The sequence below is a fragment of the Paenarthrobacter sp. AR 02 genome (assembly GCF_021538675.1).
GTDB lineage: Bacteria > Actinomycetota > Actinomycetes > Actinomycetales > Micrococcaceae > Arthrobacter.
In genome coordinates this window covers 701725-718942 of the sequence record NZ_JAJUKH010000001.1, presented here as the reverse complement: position 1 = coordinate 718942, position 17218 = coordinate 701725, and the positions used below count along the sequence as shown (strand labels likewise).

Sequence of the window (17218 nt, the reverse complement as noted above, 5' to 3'; positions counted from 1 at the left end):
GGCTGCTGCTACCACGAGCCCGACACCTAGCGAGGGTAAAACGCCGAGGATCGGCCACATAATGGCGAAAGAGATGAATCCAGCCAGAAACACGATTAGAGTGCGGCGCATTTGAGGAGTCACTTTCATAAGGTGACGCTACCACGGCAATTCTGCCGTGGTAGCGCCTTAGCGGGAATGGATCAACTGTTTGCAGCACCGATGACGCCACTGACAAAGGCCCAGAACGCGCCCGCCGCCATCGTGCAGTAGAACGAGTTATCTGAGCACCATTGGTTCAGGTCGAGCTCTGTGCGAGGGGGCTGGTCAGCAATCAGTTGAACCATATTGACTGATCCCACGTTATAGCCGTCCCGGTAGCCGGTGAGGGTACCGCTACAAGCGTAGGGATCGTGGCCGTTCCAAACCGTTGTTCCCCAACTGCTTGCACAAAAGTAGTCGACGCCCCCAGTTGCGTTTGCTGGCGCAATGGCAAGTGGTGTTACTACCGCGCTGACTGCCAGGGCGGCCCCCAAGAGTGTAATTCGAAGCTTGGTGTGCCGCTTTTTCTGGGCTGGCGTCGCGTCATTGACTAGTACATCAGACTGCATAATTCCCCAGATCCGGAATGGCTAAATGGCCCATTCCTCTTCGTCGGTCAAGACCGAGTTGCCTTGATTCGACGAACCTAAATGGGACTTGACTTTGATCTACAACGTCCCGAGAGGTACCTTTCGGTCATGGTTAGCTGGGGGCAGGAGAGCGGAGTGGCATTCGGCGCGCATTGGTTGTGTTTGCGGTTTTGGCTGTCCTAAAGAAGGGCCCAGCTCATGCATATGAAATGACACAAAAACTGCGAGCGGTGCACGAATTGCTGGCATGCGAAAGCGATCTGTATGGACTGTTGAACAGACTCACCGGTCAGGGACTGTTGCAGTACAGGTGGGAACTCTCACCCAGCGGTCCACCTCGAAAACGTTACGAATTGACGGCGGCAGGGTATGACGCCTTGGAGCAACGACACTCAACTTGGAAAGAGTTGCGCGCGGCTCTACTTCAACTACTGGAGACGGGACCTGGGGACTGCAGCTCTTTGGGATTGCAAGCCAATAGACGGAATCAGGTTCAGAACCGGCCGAATCTGCACCGCGGAGACTAAGCTACATGTCCACCCGCCTCCAACCCCGCACCCACAGCAGCCACAAACGCGTCCGTCTCAGCCGACCGACGGCTCTTCAACCACAACGCCGACGTCCGCCACGCCAAGGGATCACCAACCAGCGGTCGCCACACTATTCCTGAAGGCAACGGAGTCCACGGCTCCTCGTTGAAGTGCACGCCACGGCCAGCCATGATCAGCCCGTGCGTGAAGTGTTGGTTCCGGGCATGGACAATCGCGGCCGGCAAGTACCCGGCGTCCCGGCAGGTATGCAGGAACGAGTCGTACAGCGTGGGCGCCATGTGCCGTGGGAAGATGATCAACGGGCTCCCGGCCAGGTCACCCAACCTGACCGATGACAATGAAGCCAGCGGATGTGAAGCATTCATCACCACCCCCAGCGCCCGCGAGAACACCGGCCCTGACGCAAAACCCACGCTGCTCAAAGGGTGACGGACCACTGCAACGTCCAGTTCGCCGTCGCGCAATCGCTCAACCTGCTCCACTGTGGTGAGCTCGTGGAGGTTCAACAGTACGTCCGGCGCCGATGTGGCAAAGGAAGACACCATCGTGGACAGCGCAACCGGGTTCGTGTCCGGCGGCACCGCCACCTGCAGCACCCCGGAAGCCCCAGGGCGGATCCGGCGCATCGACTCCTGCGCCATGGCCACATGGTCCAGCACCCCACGTGCGTGCTCCAGCAGAAGGGCGCCGGCTTCGGACAGCTCCACACCGGTCCGTCGCCGGTGAAAAAGCAGCACCCCGAGCTCTTTCTCCAGGTCTTTGATCCGCTGCGACAGCGGTGGCTGGGCCATGTGCAAACGCTGTGCCGCACGGCCGAAATGCAACTCCTCGGAGAGCACCACGAAGTACTTCAGATGGTGGAGGTCCATCGCCGCACCATATCAGTTTGGTATCAAGGTGAGTAGATATTGATGTTAGACCGGTCACAATTGGCGATGGTCAGATGGGACAACACCAAAGGCAAACCTAAAGGAAACACCGTGTCCCAGGAAGTACTCTTCGAACAGAACGGCCCCGTCGCCACCATCACGCTCAACCGCCCGGACAAGCTCAACGCCTGGACCAAATCCATGCGGGATGAACTCATCGCCCACCTCGAAGGCCTCAATGGCAACGACGAAGTCCGCGCCGTCATCCTCACGGGAACGGGCCGCGCCTTCTGCGCCGGGCAGGACCTCGCCGAAACCGCTGGCATGAACCCCGATGACCACGCCTCGGCCGAGGCATGGATCGACGGCTTCGACCGCCTCTACCGCGCCGTACGCAACCTCGACCAGATCACCATCGCCGCGGTCAACGGCGTCGCCGCCGGCTCCGGTTTCCAGTACTCGCTCCTCGCGGACCTCCGCGTCGGTGACTTGCAGGTCCGCATGGGCCAGCCCGAAGTCCTGTCCGGCATCCCCAGCATCACCGGAATCTGGGCCATGTGGAGCATCCTGGGCAAGTCCAAAACGTCCCAGTTCGTCCTCACCGGCGAACTGGTGGACGCCGCCGAGGCTCAGCGTCTCGGCCTCCTCAACTACTTGGCGGACGACGGCGGCACGCTGGCTTACGCCCAGGAACTCGCCACGCGCTTGAGCCTCCTTCCTCCGGGTGCCGTTCGCTTGACCAAGAACCGCCTGCGCAGCCTGGAAGATGACGACCTCACGGACGCCATGGCGGAAGCCAAGCGCGTGCACCGCGAGGCGTATGGCACGGGCGAACCGCAGCGCGAGATGGCCCGCTTCCTCTCCGGCCGCCGCTGAACCGCTGAATCGCTGAAGGGAGGAGACAACACCATGAAGACCGCAACCCAAGACCGCTACGCCGAGCTGCGCGACAGTCACCGCTGGGAGGTGCCGGAGCTCTACAACATGGCCGTCGACGTCGCCGACCACCACCCAAGGGACAAGCGGGCACTCATCCTGGAGTCCGCCGTCGAAGGTCAACGTGAGGTGAGCTGGGGCGAAATCCAGGACCGTTCCCGCCAGATCGCCGCGACCCTGCAAAAGGCCGGCATCAAGAAGGGCGACCGTGTGGCCGTTCTACTGCCGCAGCGGTCCGACACCCCCGCCGCGTACCTCGGAGTGCTGCGGACGGGCGCCATCCTGGTGACCATGTCTCTGCTCTGGGCCGCGGAGCCGATCCGTTTCCGGCTCGAAGACAGTGGAGCGTCGGTGATTATCGCCGAAGACAAGGCGCGGCATCTGTTCGAGGACTTCGAAGGTACGTTCATCGACATCGACAGTCCGGCCATCCAAGAAGCGCCGACCGAATTCCAGGACGTCGACACCAAAGCCGACGACCCCGCCCTCATCTTCTACACCTCGGGCACCACCGGCCGGGCTAAGGGGATTGTCCACGCGCACCGCACACTCCTGGGCCACAACGAGTTCGAGTATTGCCACCAGCTCGGCGACGGTGATGTGTTCTACGGCGCAGGGGACTGGGCGTGGTCGCTCGCTAAGCTGATGGGTCCGCTGCGGCTCGGTGCCACCCATTTGGTCTTCCGGCCCGAAGGCGGCTTTGATCCCGCAGCCCTGCTGGACAGCATGAGCCGCCACCGCGTCACCAGCGCGCTGGTCAACCCGACGTTCCTGCGCAAGATGCGCGAAGACGTGCCCGACGCCGGCGCCCGCTTCCCGCTGTCCCTGCGGACGGTTTGTTCGTCCAACGAGCCGCTGACACCAGACCTGATCACGTGGTTCGAAGCGCAGTACGGCGTGACGCTGCTGGACTACTACGGCTCCACGGAGTCCTACCCTTTGCTGGGCAACTACCCGGACGTTCCGGTGAAGCCTGGGTCCATGGGCCGTCCACTTCCTGGATGGGATGTCCGCTTGCTGGACGACAATGAGCAGGAGGTGGCCCCGGGTGAGACGGGTGAGGTCTGCCTCCGCGCCCGATCCAACCCCCAGTTTCCCTTGGGATACTGGAACATGCCGGACGCCTCTGCCTCCGCGTTCGGCGGCGGTTGGTACCACACCAAGGACCAGGCCTACGCGGATGAGGACGGCTATTTCTGGTTCCTGGGGAGGACCGACGACGTTATCAAAACGTCCGGCTACCGGGTTGGGCCGTACGAGCTGGAGGCAGTAATCCGCGAGCTCGACGCAGTGAAGGACGTGTCCGTAACGGGCGTGCCCGACGAACTCCGCGGCCAGTCCATCAAGGCCTGGATCGAACTCATGCCTGGTCACGCCGGGGGAGCGGAACTGAGCGAAACCATCGTGGCGCACGTCAAGGAGAACTTCTCCCGGTTCGCGTACCCGCGGTTCATCGAATACGTCGCCGCGCTGCCGAAATCGGCCACGGGCAAAGTCCAGCGCGCCCAACTCCGCGCACTCCCGCACAATCTCCGTGAAGGACAGTCATCATGAATACTGTGACCCAGAATTCCGCCGCCGAAACCGAGGCGTCCCCGCGCCGGAGCCTCAAGCGCGTTGCCGCGGCAGCCGCCGTTGGAAATTTTGTCGAATGGTTCGACTCCGCGGCCTATGCGGTCATGTCCGTCACCATCGCGAAGCTCTTCTTCCCGGATTACAGCACGACGGCGTCACTTCTGGCCGTGTGGGCGATCTTCGCCGGCGGCTTCATCGCCAGGCCGCTCGGGGGAGCTTTCTTTGGACGCTACGGCGACCGGATTGGCCGGAACAAGATGCTCGGGTTGTGCGTCCTGATCATGAGCGCGGCGACGTTCTGCATCGGTATCCTGCCAACGTTCGCGGTCATCGGGGTGTGGGCGCCGATCCTGCTGTTTGTCTTCCGTGCGGTGCAGGGCTTCACGACCGGTGGCGAGTACACGGGATCATCTGCCTTCATTGTCGAATACGCTCCGGAAGGTAAACGGGCAACGTACGCCAGCATCATTCCGGCGACCGTCGGGCTGGCGTCGGTTGCCGGTGCTTTGCTTGGTGTCGCTATTACCTCCACGTTGAGCACGGCCGATCTCCAGGCTTGGGGCTGGCGGATTCCCTTCCTGCTGGCCGCACCGCTGGGTCTGATTGGGCTGTATATCCGGTCCAAGGTGGACGACACCCCGGTGTTCCGTGGCCTGGAAAACAAGGGTGAAGTGGCTAAGCGGCCGTTGGGCGATGCCATCCGGATGTGTTCGCGCCAGATCTTCACGCTTTTCGGCTACAGCATCACCAACGCGATCGCCTACTACCTGATGAGCAGTTACATGATCGCGTACATGACCTCGAGCCTTGGTTACTCCTCGGCCGAGTCGATGCTTACGAGCGTGATCACCATGCTGGTGTACACGGCTGTCTGCCCGCTGGCTGCGCGTTTGAGTGATCGGCATGGTCGGAAGAAGATGCTGCTGGTGGCGTGCGTAGGTTTTGTGGTGATGACCATTCCGGCGTTCTCGATCATGCCACTGGGACTCGGTTTCGCAATCCTGGGAACCAGTGTCCTGGGTGCGTTGGTGGCCGTGATCGGTACGTCGAACGTGCCGGCACTCGTGGAGATGTTCCCGTCATCGGTCCGGGCTTCGGGCTCTGCAATTGGGTACACGCTGGCCTACGTGCTCTTCGGCGGAACAGCTCCGTTCGTTGCTACCGGCTTGGTAGCTGGCTTTGGAACCCCGCTGGCTCCGGCCTTCTACCTGATGGGCATGGCGCTTGTGTCAGCGGTGGTTGTGGTCCTGTTCTTCCGTGAAACCAAGAACCTGTCGTTGTCGCGGACGACAGTTCTGTAGGGGTTCGAAACGAAGCCCCGGCGAGTCTGTTTATGCAGGCTCGCTGGGGCTTCGTTGCGTCCAGTTGCAGGCTGCTGCTTGGCTAGGCAGTATGGAACAACGCTTTGTGCGCTACCAGTCGACTACGCCTGATGCCAAGGGGCGATACCTCGGGATCTTCGCCCTGGCGAACAGATTGGCGAAGGAAGGCCGTCTCAGCCCCGAAGACTGGGGTCTTTGGCGCAGCGCCAACGACTTCTACGACGCTGCATACGCCACGCCTGAGGCGCCAATCTATGCATCCCTGCACGCACAGGCTTGGTTCAAGCTCTCAGCTACACACCTGATAGACAGAATAGGTCTCTATTCCGATCTTCTGCGTCGCCACGACATCCCCTGCGACGCATTCTATTCAGCTGATCCCGGCACGATCCTTTATGAAGACGACGTTCAAGTTGTTGCCGTCCCTACGAATACTCATGCGGTTCCGGTAGCTCCGTCGCAATGAATTCCTCGATTCGCTCAAACACCTCGCCCTGAGCCGTCTGCGAAGCCCGCCAATCGTCCGGGATCTGCAAAGAATGACCGGCTCCCGGCACCTCCAGGAATGTCCCGCAACGCTCGGACTTCCTTCCGCCGTCCCACAGCTTGTCCAGCGAACCGCCAACAAAGAGGTCGTCCTTGGACGTCGCCGCAATTGTGGTCCGTACGAGAGAATCTGTCAGCAGCGGCGTCAGCCAGATACCCGGCACGTTGTTGTTTTCTGCCCACGGAATGCTCAACGTGCTGAATGACTTGGCAACAATCAGCCTCTGGTGGGCATCCGGAGAGGAAGCGAAGGCGCTTTCGACGGCCCTGGCCATAAAGGAGTGCGGGTCAACACTGGGCGAATCATCGGGAGTCCACCGCACGGCCTGAACGTGCCAACCAAGCGAACCCAGCATTTCCCCGACCCAAAACAGGACCGGGCCTTCCACTGGATACCCGGACCCCGGCAGCAGCACAGCGACCTTGGTTTTATCCGGGTTTTCTGCAGGGGCTTTTGCCCACGTGAATGACTCCATATGGCAGGCTACTCCGCTGGTGGAACAGAGCTCCAATTCGATGGCTCGCTGCGCATTAGATGGTTGGCAACGTCTAATGCGCAGCGATCCATCGAAATGGGGTGCCGGGTTCGCCAGCGTGAGGTCCCAGGCCACGTGGACCGCCGACGCCGCCCAGCGAAACCACTCCAGCTGGAACCACGCTCCACCTTTCACCACCTAGATACCCTCAATTCAGCACCTAGGTACCCCTAAATTCCGGCCGAAACGGGCCTGTTCACCACCTAGTTTCGGCTTTCCACCCTGTGGCCCTCCAGCCCGCCCATAGTGTCCTTCCCAGAACGAGCCCGCGGTAAAACACGGCGGCCGCTCCAGAAGAACGTGAACGACTATTGGGGTTGGGGAGTTGAAGCTGAGTCAGCAACAACGCATTGCCGCCGCCACGGATCAGTGGATCACCGGCATTCCGGGTCGCATTCCGGGTCATGTCATTTTCGTAGAGAATCCCGAACACACGGACTACGCCAAGACCCTCGCCGCTGAAGGCTCCACCATCCTCGTCTACAACGGCGACAAGGATGACCAGGCCATTGTCACAGTCACCGGATCGTTCGACACCGCCGGCGAAGAACTTCTGGTGGACGGCACGCTCAGCCTTGAGATCCAGGATTACATAGCCATCCCGTTCGTGAACCTGGTGGGTGTGACGGTCGTCAGGATCACCACCAAGGAGGACTGGCAGGCCTTCTTTGACGATGCGGAGGAAGCCCGCCGCTCGGGCCACTTCGTCCCGCAACTCACCGAGGTCAACGCGGTACTGGCGGAACGGGGACTCCTGAACGGCACGCAGAAGAACAACCTGCTGATGTCCAGGCTCCACATCGCCAAGGACGGATCTGTCCTCAACGGACCATACGGAACCAGGATCGGCAAGGTGGGTGACCACCTGGCGGATCTCAAGATACGGGCCATCATGCTCCGTCCGGAGTCGGCGGTGGCCGCTGTTTACTACCCGTGGGACATCCAGGATTCCTTGGCTGCCAAACCTTGGATACCCCGCTACTTGGCCGCCTTGGACGCGTGGAAGTTTATTCCCCGTGAGGAGCGCTCCTCCACCAAGCTGGTGGGATTTGGCACGAGCCTTTACGGTGCAGCACCCAGTGACGACCTCCCGTCACCACAGGCCCCCTTCATCCTCACCAGGGGCTCGGACCGCACCCTTTTGGATACCAAGACGGGCCGTCTCTTCAAACTCGGCCCGGATGCAGCAGCCATCATCGAGGCCGTTTCCAACCTGAGGGATGTCAAAGCTGCCGCCATCAAGGCAGCACCGCAACTCAACGTAACAGCCGAGATCGCTGAGGAATCCGCACGTGCTGTCCTGGCACGATTTGACCAGCTCGGCATCGACATCATGGGCGGCATGTGATGACCGTCGTGCCCCTGCTCCCAACGCCACGCACACAGTTGCCGCTTTGGGTTCCGCTGACAACCCAGCATGATTTCGCCGCGGACAGCTTCACAGCTGTGAAGGCCGACGGCGTTCACGTCACCTTTGAGGATGGGCAGCGGAGGCTCTGTGCCAAGAGCGGGCTCTGGAACGCCAATCTGGGCTACGGCAACCAACGCATCGCCGCGAACATCAGCGCGGAACTTCAAGCTGCCTCGTACTTGCCGCTCTTTCGTTCAGCCCACCGCCAAGCCATCGAGGCCTCCGCAGCCCTCCTGGGACTGCCAAAACACCCCTTTCACCGCGTTGTCTTTTCAACCTCCGGCGGTGCCGCTAACGACGCCGTGATGAAGCTCGCCCGTCAGTACTTCGTCTTGGACGGGCAACCGGAGCGGAAACTCATTGTCGGCCTCAAGGGCAGCTATCACGGGCTCACGTACGGGAGCCAGGCCCTCAGTGGCGACGAACTCGGGCAGGCCATGTACGCCGTGGATCAGAGGAACATCCGCCACATTGCGTTCGATGACGATGGCAGGGAACTGACCCAACTGATGAACCGCGAAGGCCACAGGATCGCAGCGGTCATTGTGGAACCGGTCCTCGGATCGGGCGCGGAAGCAGTTCCGGACGACTTCCTGCAAGAAGTCATGAAGCACAGAAAGCAGCACGGCTTCCTCCTGGTGGCGGACGAGGTTGCCACCGGATTCGGCCGGGTGGGTGGCTGGTTCGCGTCCGATGACTGGGCGGAGCAGCCGGACGTCATCATTACATCCAAAGGCCTGACCAACGGCACCAGCGCCTGCGCCGCACTGCTCATCAGCCAAAAAATCACCGAAACCTTCGACAAGAACGAGGCCGTGTTCGTCCATGGGGAAACGCAGGCAGGAACCCCCGCAACATGCGCCGCGATCCTGGGCACCATCGACGAAATGCGGCGGCTCGACTTCAGGACCCTCAACAAAAAAGTTTCACGTGGCCTGGACACACTCATCGCCGAACTCCAGGATACCAAAGGCGTGGGCAACGCGTCCGGCCGCGGCTGCATGCGGGGCCTCAAACTCCTCTCCAACAACGGGCTGCCCCTGTCCGCCAACAGCGTCCTGGCGGTGGTGAAACGGATCCACCTTGCAGGCGCCATGGTGCAGCCAGGGCCCGGGCGCATACAGCTTCTTCCAGCGCTCGTGTACACCGAGGAGAACTTCGAGGAGCTCAGGGCCGCCCTCAAAGCGGGCCTCACCATGGCCCATTTCGACGGAGTGTTCGCATGATCGCCGACCACCTGTGGAAGACACGCTGCGTAGTGCTGGGCGCGGGAATGTCGCCCAAGTACATCGGTGGAATCACCCGCGGCCGGACAGGCCTGGTGGTAGACAAAGCACTGCAGCAGCACAGGGACAAACTCCTGGCCGGTGACCTCAAAGGCGTGCCGGTCCTCGAGCTCGCCGCCGCACCCGTCGCCGTTGGGACCCTGCGTGCGGTGGGGACGTTCATTCGCGAGAACGGACTCCAAACCGTTGTTGGGCTGGGAGGCGGGTCGGTTCTGGACGCCGTGAAACTCGCCGCCCTTTTCACAAGTGACCCAAGCCTGCCCATTTTCGCGGAGCGGCACGCGAAACGCTCTGGACTCCTGGTCCTGCCTCCAGTCACCGCAACCAAGGAACGCCCCAAGACCATTCTTATGCCGTCCACCGTGGGGACCGGCGCGGAAGTCAGCGGCGTAGCGTGCCTGGACACCGCCGTCGGGCGCCGTTTGATCGTCTCCCGCCATCTGGCGGGTGACACCGCAATGCTCGACGCCGGCCACCTCGCCACCCTGCCGACGGCGCTGGTCTTCGAGGGCCTCCTGGAAGCGTTCCTGCGCGTGGCTGGGACCATGATCGGCAGCACAGCGAACATCTTCGACGACGACGGCTACACCCTCATCCAGCGGATCATTCGGCTGGGGCAACGCCTGCTCAAGGGCGAATCGCTGGAGCTGAGGCTGGCTGCCGGCCGGCTGAGCATGGAGACCCACACCGGCTGGGCGCTGATGGGACGCAATCCTTACGGCGCGAAACATTGGTATGTCGCCAACGAGCTTGCCTACGTCACCGGGGCGCGGAAGATGACGGCGACGGCGTCAGTGATCGGACCTATCTGGCGGGAGATCGCCAGCGGCGGCGCAGCCTGGGGCGACAAAGCCCGGCTCGACGAGCTGTGGTCCGTGGTGAGGGACGTCGAGCCATCGCTTGACCGCGGCCCGGGCGACGGCATCGATGAGCTGATGTGGCGCTGGGGTATCGCCCGGCTCAGCACCATCAGCAAAGACGCGGAAGCACGGACCGCCGACGCAAGCATCCTGAACTGGGGCGGAGCGCTGCCCATGATGCGCGGAATTGACTCCGTTCAGGTGCAGCACGTGCTCGCCGAAGCAGCAGCAACTGTCGAAGCGGCGGCGACAGCCCAAGACTTGCCAAGCCCAGTGGGCCAACTACGAGTGGCAGGGGAGAGGGGGTGAATCACATGAACAGCAGCACAGCACTCAAGCCCTTGGACCTCAGCATCCAGGAACTTGAACCCATGGATGTCCCGGACGACTGGGACGAGCGCATCAAGGGAATCTCAGCAGGCCTGGCTTTGGTGGGGATCGCGGTGGCGATCACCTGATCGATCCACAGGCTGAAACGCAAAGCCGCAGTACACCCGAAAGGAGGTGAACACACATGCAGGATCAGCTCAACATCTCCATCCAGGAGATCGAGTCGATGGATACCCCGGACTTTAACAACTGGTTCATCGGAGTCACCCAGGGCGTCGCCATCGGCATCATCGCCGTCAGCATCACCTAATCAGGCACCGGTCCACAACCGGCAAGCGCCAGAAAGAAAGGAGGAGCTAATGATCGCAACCTCGAACCTCCAGCTGTCCATCGAAGAGCTCGAGAACCTCGACACCCCGGACGATACACCGTGGTACATCCGGGTCGGTGACGTCATCATCATCGCCGGCATCGTCGTCGGCATCGCCGCCACCTAGCCAGTGCACGCGGGTGGTGTTCTGTTCCGTCGCCACCCGCGTGCGCTCCCGGCCCAACCAACTTCCGGAGGACACCAGTTGATGAAAACCGCTCCCGACAAGACTGCCGACGCCATCCTGCGCGTGCTCGGACACCTCGATCCGCCCGAGGATTTGTACAGCGTTGCCGGGTCCCGCCTCTACGACCGGATCACCGCCAACGACCTCACCGAACTTCCCGAGATCCTGGCGTCGGCAAGCAAAACGTCCGGTCCCATCCTCGAATTGGCTTCAGGTTCGGGGCGGATCACACGGCCCCTCCTCACGCTGGGACGTCCGCTGACCGCCGTCGACTCTTCACCGGAAATGCTCGCACTACTGCAGGCCAGGGTGGCGAGCCCGGCCTTCAACCCGCGGCAGGTCCACGTGGAGTTGGTGGAGGCGGACATGTCCCGTTTCGAGCTCGACGGCGGATACGGTTGCGTGGTTCTCGGTGCCAGTTCCATCACTCTCCTGGACGTGTCCGCGCGGCGTGAGCTCTTCCGCCGCGTCCGTGACTGCCTGACGCCCGGCGGCGTCTTCCTGCTGACCGTCCTGAACGCTGACAGCCACCAAGCAGCAGACGACGACGGCGACACCACCATCTCTGCGTTCGGGGAAGACTCATTCCTGATCACCGCCGAAAGCCGTGATCCTGTTAATGGGGCACGGCATGTGACCATGATCCACGTCAGCTTCAACGAGGGCGGCACCTACCGGTCCTCCGCCTATACCAGCGAGGTTGCCTTCGTCAGCAACGACCTCATCGCGGAGGAAATCGTGGGCCAGGGGCTCACCATCCGGGAACGCCGTCCGGTTCGGATCGCGTCCCGCAGTTCCCGCCTGAACGACATTGAGCTGTGGGTGTGCGCAGCATGAGCCTCGATCCCGTCCGCACGCTGGACCCATCCTCAGGGCTGGTGTCCGAAGCTTCCGTGTATGTGCCGAACGACGTCGGCTTATGGCGAACCGTGGGGGTGCTCGCGCAAGCGCGGGCGTCCCAACCTGGGTTCGCCTCCGCCGTCGGTGCCTTTGATGTCAACAAACGCGCCTCCCTGACCAGGGGCGCCGGGGAGGCTGTGGAGCGTTTCGCCTTGGTACCCGCTCAGACCGATGACGAGCACCTTCGTGCCCGGCCAGGTAGTGAGGAGCAGCGCCTTGATTTCGTCACGGCCGGGCTGGGTCGAGCGTCGGCGTTGGCGTTCGATTTCCCTTGGTACCGCGCTACTGACCTCCTCACGCAGAAGACGACGTACGTTCCCGCTCCGCTGGTGGATTACAGTCCCGGCCTCGCGGAGCCAAATCCGTGGGAGGCGTTCTTTGATCCTTCACCGAATGGTGCTGCTTCCGGGCCGTCCGAGGGTTTCGCCCAGGCTGCAGGGATTGCTGAAGTTCTGGAGCGGGATGCTTTCCTTTCTGCCTGGCACACCAAGACGCCGCTGCACCTGTTCGACGCTGCAGGCTTGCACGAAGCGCCCGCGAACCGGAGCCTCCTGGAGCTTCTCGCCATGAGCCGGGCGGCGGGGATCGAGCCCACTCTCGCGTTCGTTCCGCACCTTGGCAGCCCACTGGAGACAGCGGTTTGCATCATTACCAACCCCTCGGGGACCAAGCCTTTCGGCGCTGTCGGGTTGAAAGCGTCGCCGGACCCAATAGCAGCGCTGCGGGGAGCCCTCCAGGAAGGACTGCAAATACGCGAACTCTTCCTTGCCCGCGTGCAGGCCGCTGTTCCCACGCAGGAAGTCACCGACGACGAATCACGCGCCGAGTTCTGGAGTACCGAGCCCGCCATCAGCGAGTTGCTTCAGTGGGTCAACACCTTCACGCCGAGTCCGCTGCCTGCCCGTCAGCCGGCGGCGAGTGTCGACGCCCTGGCGAACCACTTGGACGGGAGGGGCATCTCCGCCCTGTGGGTCAGCCTTACCCACCGGCTCCCGGAAGCCATCCGGGACATGGGCTGGGTGGCTGGCAAGGCGATCTGCCCGGGTGCCGTTCCTTTGTCGATGGACGAAACCAAAGGCCTGTCCGGGACGGCCTCTACCCCGCATCCCCTGATATGAACCGCGCAGCAAAAGCCGGAACCACTGTGGAATGGCCGGTTCAACTCGCCCCCACGGCTTCCATCGACGAACCGCTCCAGGAGGGCGGACCGTGGATTGTTGCCGTGAACGGTGTGCCGAAAGCGCGGGTCTCTGCCGACGTCGCCCATGTCCTTAAAGTGGTGGACGGCCAGAAGGATCCGGCGCAGGTGGCCGTCCGCCTGGGATCGCCGTGGACATCCGCGGATGTCATGGGAATTGTGCGTCAGCTCGCTCCCACCGGGATGTTCGACGGCGGCGCGGGGCCGGCCGAGGTGCGACGGGTCCAGTTCCGGGCGCCGCTGACATTACAGTTCACCTTGTTCAACCCCGCCCCTTTGCTGTTGGCACTTCGACCGGTGGTCGCCGCGATGATGCGGCCTGCTGCGGCCATCGTTGCTTTGTTGTTGCTGTTCGGAGGCTTGGTTGGTGCCGCGATGGCGGGGCCCCAATTGTGGCGGGTACTTGCCTCGCCGCTTCCCGTTGAGGCGTACTTGTACGTTGTTGGCGCCATGTTCGTGTCCACGCTTTTGCATGAGCTGGGGCACGGGATGGCCCTCAGCTACTTTGGCGGAACACCGCGACGCATCGGGATCATGTTGTTCTACCTGTCGCCCGCGTTCTTCTGCGACGTTACAGACGGGTGGCGGTTGAGCTCACGAAAACAACGAGTACTGGTTGCCCTCGCGGGGCCCTTGGTACACGTTGCGCTCGGCAGTATCGCTCTGAGTTTTCAGGCTTTTCTGCCGGAGTCGTCCGCCAAGGACGCGGCAGTCCTTTACGGCCTCATCTGTTACGCCGTGGCGGTCCTGAATCTTTTCCCCTTCATCAAACTGGATGGCTACGTCGCGTTGATGTCCGCCGTAGACGTCCCCCATCTCCGGAAGAAATCGCTGAGCGTCCTGGGCGATATGGTCAGTTCCCGCGTACTCGGTTCGCGGAGGACCCTCAAGAGCCAAGGCCTACTGCCGTGGTTCGGCCTCGCATGTTTCATCTCCGGGATCGTCTTCATGCTGGTCGGGTTCCAGCGACTCATGCCGATCTTCCTGCAGCTCGGCTACCCGGGACACTTGGTTGTTCTCCTGGTCCTTTGCCTGCTGCTTGGAATGGCCGCCAAGAGTGTTTACCGGTTTTTCAGCGCAGCGGCCAGAAACGGAAGTGCCCTGTGGCGGCGGATCCTCATGGCGCTGTTGGGGTCCCTGGTGGCTTGTTTGCTCCTTGCCATCATTCCGGTGCGGCCAGTGACGGTAGCCGGGTACACCTATCACGATGGCCAATTGAGCATCGTGGTCCCGCTCGAAGGCTCGGCCTATGCGCTCTCACCGGGGGATCACGTCACCTTGCAATCGCAGGGAATGATCATTCACGAGAACCTGGGGCGGGCCACTGTGGGCGAGCAGCCGCCGTCGAAATCCACGGCACCGCTGGACACTTTGGTCCCGGTAGCGCTGGAAGGCGACAGCCTTCCCGTGCTCGCCTTCCCAGGGCGCTTGGAATCAGGGACCAACCTCTCCATCTCAGGACGTGCGGAAGTCACCAGCCAACAGCAATCAAGCCTGGGGGAGTGGCTGTGGGACTCGGTTACGACATCGCCGTTGTGGCCCGCCCATTCCGTCGATGCGTTGAAAGGGCGATCATGACGATTCATGCCAGCTTTGATCATTTCAGCAAGAAACGAGGCTCGAGATTCGCCGTCGAAGACCTGACGTTCGACGTTCGGGCCGGCACTGTCGTGGGCCTGATCGGCCCCAACGGGGCAGGGAAAAGTACTGCGCTCGCAGGTCTGACCGGGCTCTTGGAACCGACCTCCGGCAGGGCGACTGTGTTCGGCTCCGACTACCGGATGCTGCGTCGTCCCGCCACCAAAGTGGGCGTGTACTTGGAGGGGATGGACGTGGAGCCCGGGCTCACCGGACGGCGCCACCTGCAGATCTGCCAACTCGCGGCAGGAGTTGACCGCGAAAGCGTGGACCGCGTCCTCGATCAGGTGGATCTTGTCGCCGACGCAGGCCGGAGGGTCCGGGACTACTCGTTGGGCATGCGGCAACGCCTCGGGATTGCTTCCGCTCTTGTGGGCAGCCCCGAGCTCCTTGTCCTCGACGAACCCGCCAATGGACTGGACCCTGAAGGCATCCAGTGGCTCCGCTGGTTCCTGCGCGATTTCGCTGCCGCCGGAGGCTCTGCGCTGGTTTCGAGCCACCAACTCATGGAACTGGAACAGGTAGCTGACGAGGTAGTCATCCTCAAGCAAAGAACACTGTTCCGGGGAACCCTGGACGAAGCGAAGGCCATGGGCGGCGGCAGCTTGGAATCCGCGTACTTCACCATTCTGGGGGCGGCGGCCGAATGAACAGCCTTGCCTGCGGCCTCCGTTCGGAACTCCTGAGATACTTCAGCGGCTACTCTGTCCTGGGAATCCTGGCGTTCAGCGGCCTGGTGCCCTGGTTCGTTGCCAACTTCCTCGGCTGGCCCCAAAACCCGGATCGCTTCCAGGCCTCGGACAACGTGGGGATCTTCTGGGCCGTCGCCGCCGGCATCGCCCCTGTGGCCACGTTTGCGGGGGGCTACCTGGTCACCCGGGAGTCGTACTACGGGACGATTCGGCGCAGCGTGGTGACCTCGGGCGCGATGAGCGTGTTCAGGGCCAAATACGTTGCAGCGCTCGCGGTAGGAATTGGTACGGCGCTCGCAGGCATCGTGGTGTGGGGCGGTAGCGTGGTGTTCTCCCTGGCGCCGGCTACCCGTGAACTGCTGCTGGCGCCCGGATCACTCGGCCCCTTAGGCGCCGTCGTCCTCGCGTCCTGCCTCGGTGCGCTTTGGGGATGCTCCCTCGGTTGGATCATCCAGCATTACTACGCGACGACGATTCTCACCTTGCTCATTCCACTCGCCATTGAGCTGCCGTTGATGGCCAACGCTCCCGGGGTTGCCCGCTGGCTTCCCTCCGGGGCCCTGGCGGGTGTGGCGTCGCTGCCGATGGAAGGGCTGATGGAGCCCGTCCCGGCGTTCCTGGTATCCGTTGCCTGGACGCTCGTTGCTGGCGTGGGGGCGCTGTGGGTGGTTCGAAGGAAGGAGTTCTAGTGGTCAATCCGGGACCCGCCCTTCTCTCGGACCTCCGGCGGCCATGGTTGTGGAAGGGATCGGCGATCAGCGCTGCGCTGGCTCTGGGACTCACCGGAATGCTGCTCGTTGCGGGCACCAGTGAAGCCGGAGCGGACTCACCAGGGTTGTCTGCGCTCCTCCTGGAAGCGGTGATCCCGTTGGTGCTGACCGTCTCCGCGGTGTTCGGGTCGTTCTCGTTCACCGCCGACTACCGGGCAGGCAGCTTCAACCGCCGGGTCTTGCTGTTCCAGCGGAGGCCTGCGTTCCTCGGACGCGCTCTCTCGACGGCGGCGGCCGCCCTCTTTGCCGGGGCCGTTATCGGCTTGGCGTTTGGTTTCTCTGCGGCTGTTCTCAAGGTTGCCGGGACGCTGAGCCCGCTGTTGGTCCTGGCCTTCGCGGGGACAGCCGCCATGGGGGCACTCTGGGGCTTCGCCCTCGGTTCCCTCCTCCGCAACCACCTGGTCAGCCTCTTCGCGGTTCCCCTCAGCGTGGCCCTTCCCGGGCTGTTGCCCGACCTGTCAGAACCAGTGACAACGTTCTTCTTCCCCGTTCTGGCCGCCGACTGGGCGAAACAAGCGGCTGTCAACATACCGGCGTCGGGGGCTTTCTGCGGAGCTGCAGGCTGGCTTGTACTGGTGGCAGCGGCAGCATTCACGGTGTTCGTGAAGCGTGACCTGGTCTGAAAAATCA

General features: G+C 62.5%; 20 protein-coding genes. 17 read left to right on the top strand and 3 right to left on the bottom strand.

Annotated features, from left to right (window positions below; all coding sequences use genetic code 11):
- Positions 1-182: 182 nt before the first annotated feature.
- Complete coding sequence (locus LRQ04_RS03295) at positions 183-590, bottom strand: hypothetical protein (RefSeq protein ID WP_235517665.1); 408 nt, start codon at positions 588-590, stop codon at positions 183-185.
- 179 nt (positions 591-769) lie between these two features.
- Here LRQ04_RS03295 and LRQ04_RS03290 point away from each other — a divergent pair, with 179 nt between their 5' ends.
- The gene (locus LRQ04_RS03290) at positions 770-1138 is read left to right on the top strand and encodes a PadR family transcriptional regulator (RefSeq protein WP_308194861.1); all 369 of its coding nucleotides are present in this window, start codon (positions 770-772) and stop codon (positions 1136-1138) included.
- Here LRQ04_RS03290 and LRQ04_RS03285 read toward each other — a convergent pair.
- Positions 1135-2031, bottom strand: a complete 897-nt coding sequence (locus LRQ04_RS03285) for a LysR substrate-binding domain-containing protein (protein ID WP_235517663.1) — start codon at positions 2029-2031, stop codon at positions 1135-1137. The two genes, LRQ04_RS03290 and LRQ04_RS03285, sit on opposite strands and share 4 nt — an antisense overlap.
- A 111-nt stretch (positions 2032-2142) precedes the next feature.
- Here LRQ04_RS03285 and LRQ04_RS03280 point away from each other — a divergent pair, with 111 nt between their 5' ends.
- The 4 genes from LRQ04_RS03280 (at position 2143) to LRQ04_RS03265 (ending at position 6330) form a co-directional block, all read left to right on the top strand.
- A complete protein-coding gene (locus LRQ04_RS03280) occupies positions 2143-2907 on the top strand; it encodes an enoyl-CoA hydratase/isomerase family protein (RefSeq protein WP_235517662.1) in 765 nt (254 codons plus the stop codon).
- 33 nt (positions 2908-2940) lie between these two features.
- Positions 2941-4521 (top strand): acyl-CoA synthetase, encoded by a 1581-nt coding sequence (locus tag LRQ04_RS03275; RefSeq protein ID WP_235517661.1) that lies wholly within the window; start codon positions 2941-2943, stop codon positions 4519-4521.
- Positions 4518-5843 carry an MFS transporter gene (locus LRQ04_RS03270; RefSeq protein ID WP_235517657.1) on the top strand — a complete coding sequence of 442 codons (1326 nt, stop codon included), beginning with the start codon at positions 4518-4520 and terminating at the stop codon, positions 5841-5843. The genes LRQ04_RS03275 and LRQ04_RS03270 overlap by 4 nt, the downstream gene beginning before the upstream one ends.
- 91 nt (positions 5844-5934) lie before the next feature.
- The gene (locus tag LRQ04_RS03265) at positions 5935-6330 is read left to right on the top strand and encodes a hypothetical protein (protein ID WP_235517654.1); all 396 of its coding nucleotides are present in this window, start codon (positions 5935-5937) and stop codon (positions 6328-6330) included.
- Here LRQ04_RS03265 and LRQ04_RS03260 read toward each other — a convergent pair.
- Entirely contained in the window at positions 6290-6886 is a 597-nt protein-coding gene (locus tag LRQ04_RS03260; protein ID WP_235517653.1) for a hypothetical protein, read from the bottom strand. The two genes, LRQ04_RS03265 and LRQ04_RS03260, sit on opposite strands and share 41 nt — an antisense overlap.
- 385 nt (positions 6887-7271) lie before the next feature.
- Between LRQ04_RS03260 and mpaB the strand changes: the two genes are divergently transcribed.
- From mpaB to LRQ04_RS03205, 12 genes are all read left to right on the top strand, one after another.
- Positions 7272-8294 carry a daptide biosynthesis RiPP recognition protein gene (gene mpaB, locus LRQ04_RS03255; RefSeq protein ID WP_235517651.1) on the top strand — a complete coding sequence of 341 codons (1023 nt, stop codon included), beginning with the start codon at positions 7272-7274 and terminating at the stop codon, positions 8292-8294.
- A complete protein-coding gene (gene mpaD / locus LRQ04_RS03250) occupies positions 8294-9583 on the top strand; it encodes a daptide-type RiPP biosynthesis aminotransferase (protein ID WP_235517649.1) in 1290 nt (429 codons plus the stop codon). The genes mpaB and mpaD overlap by 1 nt, the downstream gene beginning before the upstream one ends.
- Positions 9580-10812, top strand: coding sequence for a daptide-type RiPP biosynthesis dehydogenase (mpaC, locus tag LRQ04_RS03245; protein ID WP_235517647.1), 1233 nt, complete (start codon positions 9580-9582; stop codon positions 10810-10812). The genes mpaD and mpaC overlap by 4 nt, the downstream gene beginning before the upstream one ends.
- A gap of 5 nt (positions 10813-10817) precedes the next feature.
- On the top strand, positions 10818-10961 hold the full coding sequence (locus tag LRQ04_RS03240; protein ID WP_235517646.1) for a daptide-type RiPP: 144 nt from the start codon (positions 10818-10820) through the stop codon (positions 10959-10961).
- Between the two features lie 56 nt (positions 10962-11017).
- Positions 11018-11143, top strand: a complete 126-nt coding sequence (locus tag LRQ04_RS20570) for a daptide-type RiPP (protein WP_255773712.1) — start codon at positions 11018-11020, stop codon at positions 11141-11143.
- 49 nt (positions 11144-11192) lie between these two features.
- Positions 11193-11330, top strand: a complete 138-nt coding sequence (locus LRQ04_RS03235; protein WP_211713282.1) for a daptide-type RiPP — start codon at positions 11193-11195, stop codon at positions 11328-11330.
- Between the two features lie 81 nt (positions 11331-11411).
- Positions 11412-12227, top strand: a complete 816-nt coding sequence (gene mpaM, locus LRQ04_RS03230) for a daptide-type RiPP biosynthesis methyltransferase (protein ID WP_235517645.1) — start codon at positions 11412-11414, stop codon at positions 12225-12227.
- Positions 12224-13408 carry a YcaO-like family protein gene (locus LRQ04_RS03225; RefSeq protein WP_235517644.1) on the top strand — a complete coding sequence of 395 codons (1185 nt, stop codon included), beginning with the start codon at positions 12224-12226 and terminating at the stop codon, positions 13406-13408. The genes mpaM and LRQ04_RS03225 overlap by 4 nt, the downstream gene beginning before the upstream one ends.
- Positions 13405-15066: a daptide biosynthesis intramembrane metalloprotease gene (mpaP, locus tag LRQ04_RS03220; RefSeq protein ID WP_235517643.1), complete on the top strand. Its 1662-nt coding sequence runs from the start codon at positions 13405-13407 to the stop codon at positions 15064-15066. Before LRQ04_RS03225 ends, mpaP begins: the two co-directional genes overlap by 4 nt.
- Positions 15063-15776 (top strand): ABC transporter ATP-binding protein, encoded by a 714-nt coding sequence (locus LRQ04_RS03215; protein WP_235517642.1) that lies wholly within the window; start codon positions 15063-15065, stop codon positions 15774-15776. The genes mpaP and LRQ04_RS03215 overlap by 4 nt, the downstream gene beginning before the upstream one ends.
- Complete coding sequence (locus tag LRQ04_RS03210) at positions 15773-16507, top strand: hypothetical protein (protein WP_235517641.1); 735 nt, start codon at positions 15773-15775, stop codon at positions 16505-16507. The genes LRQ04_RS03215 and LRQ04_RS03210 overlap by 4 nt, the downstream gene beginning before the upstream one ends.
- A complete protein-coding gene (locus tag LRQ04_RS03205; protein ID WP_235517639.1) occupies positions 16507-17211 on the top strand; it encodes a hypothetical protein in 705 nt (234 codons plus the stop codon). The genes LRQ04_RS03210 and LRQ04_RS03205 overlap by 1 nt, the downstream gene beginning before the upstream one ends.
- Positions 17212-17218 lie beyond the last annotated feature (7 nt).

Coding starts and splice junctions, on each gene's coding strand:
- LRQ04_RS03265 (WP_235517654.1), top strand. CDS start 5,935: ATGGAACAACGCTTTGTGCGCTACCAGTCGACTACGCCTGATGCCAAG.
- LRQ04_RS03260 (WP_235517653.1), bottom strand. CDS start 6,886: ATGGAGTCATTCACGTGGGCAAAAGCCCCTGCAGAAAACCCGGATAAA.
- LRQ04_RS03275 (WP_235517661.1), top strand. CDS start 2,941: ATGAAGACCGCAACCCAAGACCGCTACGCCGAGCTGCGCGACAGTCAC.
- LRQ04_RS03285 (WP_235517663.1), bottom strand. CDS start 2,031: ATGGACCTCCACCATCTGAAGTACTTCGTGGTGCTCTCCGAGGAGTTG.
- mpaM (WP_235517645.1), top strand. CDS start 11,412: ATGAAAACCGCTCCCGACAAGACTGCCGACGCCATCCTGCGCGTGCTC.
- LRQ04_RS03270 (WP_235517657.1), top strand. CDS start 4,518: ATGAATACTGTGACCCAGAATTCCGCCGCCGAAACCGAGGCGTCCCCG.
- mpaD (WP_235517649.1), top strand. CDS start 8,294: ATGACCGTCGTGCCCCTGCTCCCAACGCCACGCACACAGTTGCCGCTT.
- LRQ04_RS03225 (WP_235517644.1), top strand. CDS start 12,224: ATGAGCCTCGATCCCGTCCGCACGCTGGACCCATCCTCAGGGCTGGTG.
- LRQ04_RS03240 (WP_235517646.1), top strand. CDS start 10,818: ATGAACAGCAGCACAGCACTCAAGCCCTTGGACCTCAGCATCCAGGAA.
- LRQ04_RS03295 (WP_235517665.1), bottom strand. CDS start 590: ATGCAGTCTGATGTACTAGTCAATGACGCGACGCCAGCCCAGAAAAAG.
- LRQ04_RS03210 (WP_235517641.1), top strand. CDS start 15,773: ATGAACAGCCTTGCCTGCGGCCTCCGTTCGGAACTCCTGAGATACTTC.
- LRQ04_RS03215 (WP_235517642.1), top strand. CDS start 15,063: ATGACGATTCATGCCAGCTTTGATCATTTCAGCAAGAAACGAGGCTCG.
- LRQ04_RS20570 (WP_255773712.1), top strand. CDS start 11,018: ATGCAGGATCAGCTCAACATCTCCATCCAGGAGATCGAGTCGATGGAT.
- LRQ04_RS03235 (WP_211713282.1), top strand. CDS start 11,193: ATGATCGCAACCTCGAACCTCCAGCTGTCCATCGAAGAGCTCGAGAAC.
- mpaC (WP_235517647.1), top strand. CDS start 9,580: ATGATCGCCGACCACCTGTGGAAGACACGCTGCGTAGTGCTGGGCGCG.
- mpaP (WP_235517643.1), top strand. CDS start 13,405: ATGAACCGCGCAGCAAAAGCCGGAACCACTGTGGAATGGCCGGTTCAA.